The sequence below is a fragment of the Rhodococcus sp. no. 34 genome (assembly GCF_054589475.1).
Genome location: NZ_BAAILK010000023.1, coordinates 348124 through 356684, shown reverse-complemented (window position 1 = coordinate 356684; position 8561 = coordinate 348124). Strand labels below are relative to the sequence as shown.

At 63.6% G+C, this 8561-nt stretch carries 8 protein-coding genes; 1 reads left to right on the top strand and 7 read right to left on the bottom strand.

The genetic code is table 11. The features are described 5' to 3' along the window. A partial coding sequence (locus ACYP01_RS07685; RefSeq protein WP_459679205.1) for an 8-oxoguanine DNA glycosylase OGG fold protein occupies nt 1-180 on the top strand: 180 nt, incomplete at its 5' end. 51 nt (nt 181-231) lie between these two features. Here the strand turns inward: ACYP01_RS07685 and ACYP01_RS07680 are convergent. The 7 genes from ACYP01_RS07680 to ACYP01_RS07650 all read right to left on the bottom strand — a co-directional run bounded on the left by ACYP01_RS07680 (nt 232) and on the right by ACYP01_RS07650 (nt 8548). Then, complete coding sequence (locus tag ACYP01_RS07680) at nt 232-879, bottom strand: maleylpyruvate isomerase family mycothiol-dependent enzyme (protein ID WP_459679203.1); 648 nt, start codon at nt 877-879, stop codon at nt 232-234. Then, nucleotides 824-1573, bottom strand: a complete 750-nt coding sequence (locus ACYP01_RS07675) for a sirohydrochlorin chelatase (protein ID WP_037130090.1) — start codon at nt 1571-1573, stop codon at nt 824-826. The genes ACYP01_RS07680 and ACYP01_RS07675 overlap by 56 nt, the downstream gene beginning before the upstream one ends. Next, nucleotides 1560-2720, bottom strand: coding sequence for a uroporphyrinogen-III synthase (locus ACYP01_RS07670; RefSeq protein ID WP_003942336.1), 1161 nt, complete (start codon nt 2718-2720; stop codon nt 1560-1562). Before ACYP01_RS07670 ends, ACYP01_RS07675 begins: the two co-directional genes overlap by 14 nt. Further along, on the bottom strand, nt 2717-3130 hold the full coding sequence (gene nirD / locus ACYP01_RS07665) for a nitrite reductase small subunit NirD (RefSeq protein WP_003942316.1): 414 nt from the start codon (nt 3128-3130) through the stop codon (nt 2717-2719). The genes ACYP01_RS07670 and nirD overlap by 4 nt, the downstream gene beginning before the upstream one ends. 90 nt (nt 3131-3220) lie before the next feature. Next, nucleotides 3221-5722, bottom strand: a complete 2502-nt coding sequence (nirB, locus tag ACYP01_RS07660) for a nitrite reductase large subunit NirB (protein ID WP_209920995.1) — start codon at nt 5720-5722, stop codon at nt 3221-3223. Nucleotides 5723-5771: 49 nt separating this feature from the next. Beyond that, a complete protein-coding gene (locus tag ACYP01_RS07655; protein WP_085989607.1) occupies nt 5772-7172 on the bottom strand; it encodes an MFS transporter in 1401 nt (466 codons plus the stop codon). A 113-nt stretch (nt 7173-7285) separates the two neighbouring features. Beyond that, on the bottom strand, nt 7286-8548 hold the full coding sequence (locus tag ACYP01_RS07650) for an MFS transporter (protein WP_065455522.1): 1263 nt from the start codon (nt 8546-8548) through the stop codon (nt 7286-7288). Nucleotides 8549-8561 lie beyond the last annotated feature (13 nt).

The following is an 8561-nucleotide window of genomic DNA, read 5'->3' as shown; positions in this document are numbered from 1 at the left end:
GAGGATCCTTCCGTCACCGGCTTCACGACGCGTCGCTACCGCCGGTACTGCGAACTTCTCGACAGCTGGGCCTACGCCGCCGGCACCCAACCCGAGATCGTCGAGATGTGGTTGGTGAAAAGGTGGAGTGCGCGGTTGGCCCAAGCACGCAACGACGTGAGCGCCCCCACCCTGTTCTAACTCTCAGAACGGCTGCATCTCAGAACGGCTGCATCTCAGAACGGCTGCATCTCAGAACGGCCAGGCAGGGAGAGTCGGCAGCCCCACCCTCGTCGGCCTCCCGACCAACCAGGCCAAGGTCTCCGCGTCGGACAGCGACGGCACTCGTACACCCGGGACCGCCGTCTCGAGTGCGCCCAACTGACTGGCGAGAGTGAATTCCACGAACTCGGCAGGCCAGTCGTGGCAGGTGTAACCGATGTCGAGGTCCATCAGGTGAATCTCGATCTCGTTCCAGCGCAGGATCGGTAGATCGAATGCCGTCACAGGTTTGCGCCACGGCACCGGTGTGTCCAGTCGATCTGTCGGGATCTCGCACAACGCGTCGACCAGCCTCGTTCCCGAGAAGCGGTAGTCGAGGGTCAACAATTCAGCCGGGCGATCTGCGCCCTCTTCGATTGCAGCATTGCGCGCATCCGGCCCCCCTGGATACATCTCCCCCGATTCGCCGCCCTGCACGCCGGCAACAAATCTGCCCAGCGCGTCGGCGTTGCGCGACATGTGCGTCACGACGTGTCCCCGACTCCACCCGGGGAGCCCGGAGGGCTCCCGCGCCTGCTCTTCGGTCAGTGCACCGATGAGAGCCTGTGCCTTGACGTCGGATTCACGAACTGCTGCGACCAGGTCGGCATACGTCGGCGTTACGGAGTGAGACGTCATGCAGCGATACTAGTTCCCTTCGCGCACTCTCATACCGATTCACGACAAGGTCCACCACTCCCGGATCGACGCCGAGCGGTTCGGTCACACCATCGGCTCCTGCGGCGTGCAACCTTTCGTGGAACAGCCCGTGCGCGAGGAGGTACGAGGCGACAAAAACTCGCTTCGCGCCGCGAACGCGTGCTGCTGCAACAACATCGGCTACCTTCGGCTCCCCGGTCGCGATGTACCCGATGTCGACACGAGTCCCCGCCGCTTCGGCAAGCATCAGCGCAGCACGCTCGACGTCTCGCAGCGCCCGCGCATCGGACGACCCTGCGGCAGCAAGCACTGTCGCGTCACCCGGATTCCACCCCGCTTCGGTCAAGCGCCGAAGCAGCACGCGTGCAAGCGCCGGATCGGGTCCGAGTGCGGGCGTCACACTCACAGCCGAGTGCTCACTTATCGCCACTTCGCGTCGAACATCGGTGTGAACGTGGTAGCCGGACGCCAGGAACGCCGGTACGAGAATCGCTCGCCCCGGAGTGTCCCGGAGGACTTCCGAAGGTGACGGACCGAGCACATCGACAAAGGCAACGCGCGTGCGTCCGACGCGCGTGCCGACGGCGTCGGCCAGTGCGGCAACCATTTCCACGCCACGTGCACTACGCGTGCCATGAGCTACCAGGACGAGGACATCGTCATCGCGTTGCATAGTCACCTGGATTCTGTACGTAGTCGCCGGGGTCGAGGGCAAGTCGATAGCCCCGCTTGACCACCGTCTGAACGGCTTTGGGCGCGCCGAGGCACGCGCGCAATCGGGCGACGGCGGTCTCGACGGCATGGGTGTCGCCGCCGCCGCCGGGAAGAGAAGCCAGCAGTTCGTCGCGGGAGACGACTCGACCGGGGCTGGCACCGAGAGTGCGGATCAACGACATCGCAGCCGGCGGCAATTGCTTCACTTCACCGTCCACGACTACGCAACCGCCGCGAATGCTGATTTCGTGTTCGCCGGCTTGAATCTTGTTGGCTCGCTGCGGGAGTTCGTCGACGATGTGTCTCGCGAGCGCGCCCAGACGTGCCCGCGCCGGGGCTGTGGTCGGTACATTCAACGCTTCGAGCGGCGCCGAGGTGACCGGGCCGACGCACATGGCCGCCACCGGACCCCGCATCGCGTCGAGAATGTCTCCGAGATCCCCGGTCTTGTCGGCGCGCATCAACATCGAGGCTACGGCCGGTGCACTGGTGAAACTGACGGCGTCGATTCCGGCTGACGCTATGGCGTCGATCATCCGGTCGAGCAGCGTCGGATCCTCCGGCGGTTCCCATCGATAGACGGGCACCGCGATGACCTCGGCGCCGGCCTCGCGCAACACCTGACAGAAGTCGGGAATCGGCTCCCACTCGGTGGTCGCACCATGCAGTTGTACAGCGATCCGCTTTCCCGAGACACCTTCTGCCAGAAGATGTTCGAGCACCTCGGCGGAAGACTCGGATGCCGGTGACCATTCCTCACGAAGGTCGGCCGCGCGGATTGCTCCCTTGGCCTTCGGTCCTCGCGCGAGCAGACGAGCCGAGCCCAACGCGGATCCGAGATTTTCCGCCTCACCCCACCCGTCGGCTGCTTCCAGCCAACCCCGGAATCCGATCCCGGTGGTGGCGACAACCACCTCGGGAGGATCCGAGATGATCTGCTGTGTCACCCTTTCGAGCTCACGGTCGTCGGCCAACGGAATGATTCGAATCGCCGGAGCGTGAACGACATCCGCTCCCCGGCGAGTCAGCAAGGTCGCGAACTCCTCGGCGCGGCGCGAAGCAGTGATACCTACCGTGAATCCAGCCAACGGCATGTCGTCACTCACGAGACTGCATCGGCGACAGTCGAGCGAACACCCTGCATCTGCAAGCTGTGTACCTGAACGACTCCAGCCCACACGCGAACGCCGTACACCGGCAGCGCAACCGACGAGTCGTCCAGCGCCCGGCCGTCGACCAGCGAGAACGCCTGCTTGAGCAGTGGCGAGACCACGATCGGCTCACCGTCCCGGTCGCCGACGAGTCCGCGAGACATCACCGCGGCGCGGCCGTACGGATCGAAGTTGCTGACAGCCCGGAGTGTGCCGTCCTCGAGTAGGAACAGCGCCACCTGCTCGCCGCCGCGAAGAAGCACGGCAACTCCGCGTCCAGGGATCAGATGGCTCAGCGGGCAGGCCGACGTCCATTCGAGTCGATCCGAATCCAGCTTGGCGATCTGCGCATCGATGACACTCATCGAAGTCCTCCTGTCGATCCGGCGACAACGTCGCGCGGGTTCTTGTCTACGTTTCTACGGATCCCGTGTTTCCCACGGGTTACGCGACTATTACCGGCGCGTGGGGATGCTCGGCATGCCCATCAGGACCGGAACCTTGCGCACTCCGGTCTCGTCGAACACAACCGTCGGGTCGGCTTCTTCCGGTGCGTTGACGAACGAGACGAACCTCGACAATTTCTCCGGATCACCCAGCACACCGGCCCATTCGTCCTGGTAACCCTCGACGTGCTTGGCCATCAGTGCCTCGAGTTCCTCGCCGATACCCAGGCTGTCTTCACAAATCACGGCCTTGAGGTGATCGAGTCCGCCTTCGAGTGATTCGACCCACGGCGCCGTGCGCTGGAGGCGATCGGCAGTACGGATGTAGAACATGAGGTAGCGGTCGATGTACTTGACCAAGGTCGCGTCGTCGAGGCCTCCGGCAAGCAACTGAGCGTGTTTGGGCGACTGTCCGCCGTTACCGCCCACATACAGATTCCAACCGTTCTCCGTCGCGATGACGCCGACGTCCTTGCCTCGCGCTTCGGCACATTCACGGGCGCAACCCGAGACGCCGAACTTGATCTTGTGCGGCGAACGCAGACCGCGGTAGCGATTCTCGAGGTCGACGGCCATACCCACCGAATCCTGGACACCGTAGCGGCACCAACTCGAACCGACGCAACTCTTGACCGTCCGGAGGGACTTGCCGTACGCCTGACCCGATTCCATCCCGGCGTCGACGAGGCGCTTCCAGATCGCGGGCAACTGTTCGACGCGGGCACCGAACAAGTCGATGCGCTGACCGCCGGTCACCTTCGTGTACAAGCCGAAGTCTCGCGCCACTTCTCCGATGACGATGAGTTGCTCACCCGTGACCTCGCCGCCAGGCATCCGAGGTACCACGGAGTACGTACCGTTCTTCTGGATGTTCGCGAGGAAGTGATCGTTGGTGTCCTGCAACGACGCCTGCTGGCGGTGCAGGATGTGATCGGAGTCCGTCGATGCCAGAATCGAAGCGACTACAGGCTTGCAGATGTCGCAACCGGCGCCCTTGCCGTACTTGGCGATCAGCGCCGAGAAGGTTCTGGTCTGCGTCGACTGGACGATCTGGAACAACTCGGCCCGCGACTGCGCGAAATGTTCGCACAGTGCCTTCGACATCACGACGCCGGAATCGGCCAGCAGCTGCTTCACGGTGGGAAGGCAACCGCCACAAGTGGTTCCGGCGCTGGTGCACGCCTTCACCGAAGCGATGTCGCATGCGCCGGCTGCGATTGCACCGCAGATGGCTCCCTTCGTCACGGCGTTGCACGAGCACACCTCGGCGTCGTCGGGCAGCGAGCCTGCACCCGGCTTCTCCCCCGCAGGCGAGATCAATGTCGCCGGGTCACCGGGTAGTTCGCGACCGACCAGCGGGCGCAGCGACGCGTAGGCCGATGCGTCACCGACAAGAATGCCGCCGAGCAGGATCTTCGCGTCGTCGGAGACCACGAGCTTTGCGTACGTCCCCTTGGACGCGTCGCTGAGGACGACTTCGAGGGCGCCCGGTGAGGTCGCCATCGCGTCACCGAAACTGGCGACGTCGACGCCCATGAGCTTGAGCTTGGTGGACATGTCCGCGCCCGGGAAATCCGCGGCGCCGCCGAGCAGACGATCGGCCACGATCTCGGCCGTCGTGTAACCGGGAGCGACCAGACCGTAGCAACGGCCTTCCACCGCAGCACATTCGCCGACGGCATAGATGTTCTCGTCCGACGTCACGCAGCCGAGGTCGGTCAGAATGCCACCGCGCTCCCCCACTGCGATGCCGGCGTCGCGGGCCAGCTGATCACGCGGACGTACTCCGGCGGAGAAGACGAGCAGCGACGCGTCGATGGTGGAGCCGTCGGAGAGTTCGACCACGATTCCATTGTCGGCCTGCGAAATTCCCGCCGTCCCGACACCGGTGTGGACAGTGAGCCCGAGTTCGGTGACGAGGCGAGCGAGCAGTGCGCCACCACCCTCGTCGACCTGCATCGGCATCAATCGCGCATTGTGTTCGACGACGTGTGCCGTCATCCCCATGAGCGAGAGAGCATTTGCGGCCTCGAGTCCAAGCAAACCTCCGCCCACCACGACGCCGACAGCGCCAGGACCAGCCTTCTCGGCGGCGGCCCGGATACCGTCGAGGTCGTCGAGGGTGCGGTAGACAAAACATCCGTCGCCGTCGTGCCCCGGTACGGGAGGCACGAACGGATACGAACCGGTCGCCATCACCAGAGCGTCGTAGGAGATCGTCTCGCCGGTTGTCGTCGTGACCGTGCGTGCATCTTTGTCGATCGAGAGCGCGCCTTCCCCCACACGGAGGTCGACCAGGCTGTCGCCGTCGTAATCGTTGCCGGCCAGAGCCAATTCCTTGGGGTCCCACGCTCCGACGTACGAGGACAGCCCGACTCGGTCGTACGCTGCGTACTGCTCGTCGCAGAGTACGGTCACCGACCAGTTGTTCGCTTCGTCGCGCGAACGCAGTGCCTCGACGAATCGGTGTCCGACCATTCCGTGTCCGATGACAACAACCGACTTGCTCATGACGCCTACTTCCTGAGGTACGAGATAGTTCTGAGATTCTGCGGACCGCTCACGCCGTGACTGCGACCTTCGCCTCGTCGACGTCTGTGGTCAGCGTCGACGGCTTGCGCAGGAAGACGAACCAGGTGACTGCGATGCAGGCGATGTAGAAGGCCAGGAACACCCAGAAGGCCATGGTCGCCGACTTCGCGGGGCTGCTGTACGACGCGCGCAGCACCAGGTTGATACCGACGCCGCCCAAACCGCCTACCGCACCGGCAAATCCGATGAGAGCGCCGGAGATACTGCGCGACCACGTTGCCTTCTCGCTTCGATCCATGTGATCGAAGCTCTGAGCCTTCGCCTCGAAGATCGCCGGGATCATCTTGTAGACGGATCCGTTTCCGATGCCCGAGAGCAGGAACAGGGCGATGAAGCCGAGAACGAATGTCACCATGATCCCGGCGCTGGCGACGCCGGCGGTGTTGTCGTCCATCGTTCCGGCCGTCACGAGTATCGATGCCGCGAATGCCATGGCGACAAACGTCCACATGGTGATCTTGCCGCCGCCGATGCGGTCGGCCAGTTTGCCACCGAGCGGCCGGGCGATCGAACCGAGGAGTGGTCCGATGAAGGCGATCTGTGCTGCATGCAGCGCCGCCGCGGCCGGAGTGGCACCGCCGGCGAGGAAGTTGATCTGCAGAACCTGACCGAAGGCGAAGCTGAATCCGATGAAGGAACCGAACGTACCGATGTACAGGAAGCTGATCACCCACGACTCGGAGAACTTGAGTGCCTTGGCCATCGAGCGCAGGTCCGACTTCTGGTTGCCCAGGTTGTCCATGAACAGCGCGGCACCGACGGCGGCGGCCGCAATGAACACGAGATAGACGGCGCAGACGATCCACGGAGCGCGGTTACCGACGGTGGCGATCACCAGCAGACCGATCAGCTGAATCATCGGCACACCGATGTTGCCGCCGCCGGCATTGAGACCGAGCGCCCACCCCTTGAGGCGTTGCGGGTAGAAGGCATTGATGTTGGTCATCGACGACGCGAAGTTGCCGCCGCCGATACCTGCAGTGGCCGCTACCAACATGAACGTGGTGTACGACGCACCCGGGTTCATCATCAGGTAGAGCGTGAGAAGTGTTGGCACGAAGAGGAACAGCGCACTCATGACGGTCCAGTTACGACCGCCGAACCGTGCGGTGGCGACCGTGTAGGGAATGCGGAGGACCGACCCGACAAGTGTGGGCACTGCGACGAGGAAGAACTTTCCGGCCGCGTCGATGCCGTAGATATCCGTCGGCATGAACAACACCATCACGGACCAGATCGACCAGATCGAGAAGCCGACGTGTTCGGCTACCACTGACCAGATCAGGTTCCGCTTCGCGATGTCCTTGCCGCCGGATTCCCAGGCGTCGACGTCCTCTGCATCCCAATGCTCGATGTAATGACTCACCAGGGCCTCCTGAATATGTTGGAGACCCAAAGGTAGAAAATGGTTATTGCGCCGGTGCTGCGTGCGATGACCGCGAAGTCAATTGATCCTCACCCGGTAACAAGACCGGGTGTGAGCTAGTTTTTCGCAGGTGCGTGCCAGGAATCCTCGAGCATCCGAGGCTTGCATGCCTGGTAGGCGCCCAGGAGCACCACGATCACAGCGACGACGAGCAGGCCGAACGGCGCAGCGTATCCACCGGACACGTCGTGGAAAACGCCGAACAGGAGCGGACCGAGGCAGGCAACGGAGTAGCCGATGCCCTGGGTGAAGCCGGACAGTGCCGAGGAACCGATGTGCGAACGAGTACGCAGGTTGATCAGTGTGAGCGACATCGGGAACGTGCTCGGACCGAGGCCCAGGACGACAACCCACACGACCGGCGCCGCCATCGGGGCAAAGTACAGCCCGCCCATGCCGACCAGGTAGCAGACGGCACACGCGATCACGACAGGGAAGGGATTGGCCATGCGGGCGCACAGCGTCGGTGCACCGAAAGCTGCGACGAGCCCGATCACCGAGAACATTCCGACCATCGTTCCGCCGAAGGCGTCACTGGCTCCGGCGTCACGAAGGATCGAGGGAATCCACGTGAACATCGAATACGTGATCAGTGAGGTCATGCCGAACATGCCGGCCATCCCCCAGGCCACGGGAGAACGCCAGACCTGACCGCGTGGCTGTTCTGCCACTGCCGCAACCGAATCCGATGCATTCTCGACGGACCCGGCTTCGTTCGCGCGAGCCTTGCGCGAGCGAGCGAGGGTGATCAACCACGGCACTGCTGCGGCGAAGCCGAAGGCGGACCACCAGCCGATCGAGAACCGCCACCCGAAGGCGTCGGCGACCGGGACTGCGACGAACGCCGGAACGATGGTGCCGATCTGCACGGCCACGATGTAGACCGAACTCATGGTGGCGAGGCGATCCGAGAAGTACCGCTTGACCAACGGCGGGATCACGACATTGCCGATTCCCATGCCTGCCAGTGCCAGAGCCGAGAGGGCCAGCAACGACCATGTCTGAGACATCATGGCGCGCAACAGCATTCCGACGCCGGCCATGAGCATCGCGACGAGGGCCGTCCGCTCGAGCCCGATACGTTTCGCGATGGCGGGAGTGATGAGACCGAAGATGGCGAACATTGCGGTCGGAACCATGCCGAAGACACCGACGATCGAGGCGGAGAAGCCGATCTCGTCGCGAATCTCGGCCGCCAAGGGCGAGAACGAGGTCACCGCAAGTCGAAGTACGAGCGCAGACATCGCAATCGCTGCGAAGACGAGCACACGGCCTTGTACCAACGAGCGGGTTTCGGTTCTCTCCAGTTGAGCAGTCACCGGCAAATCATAG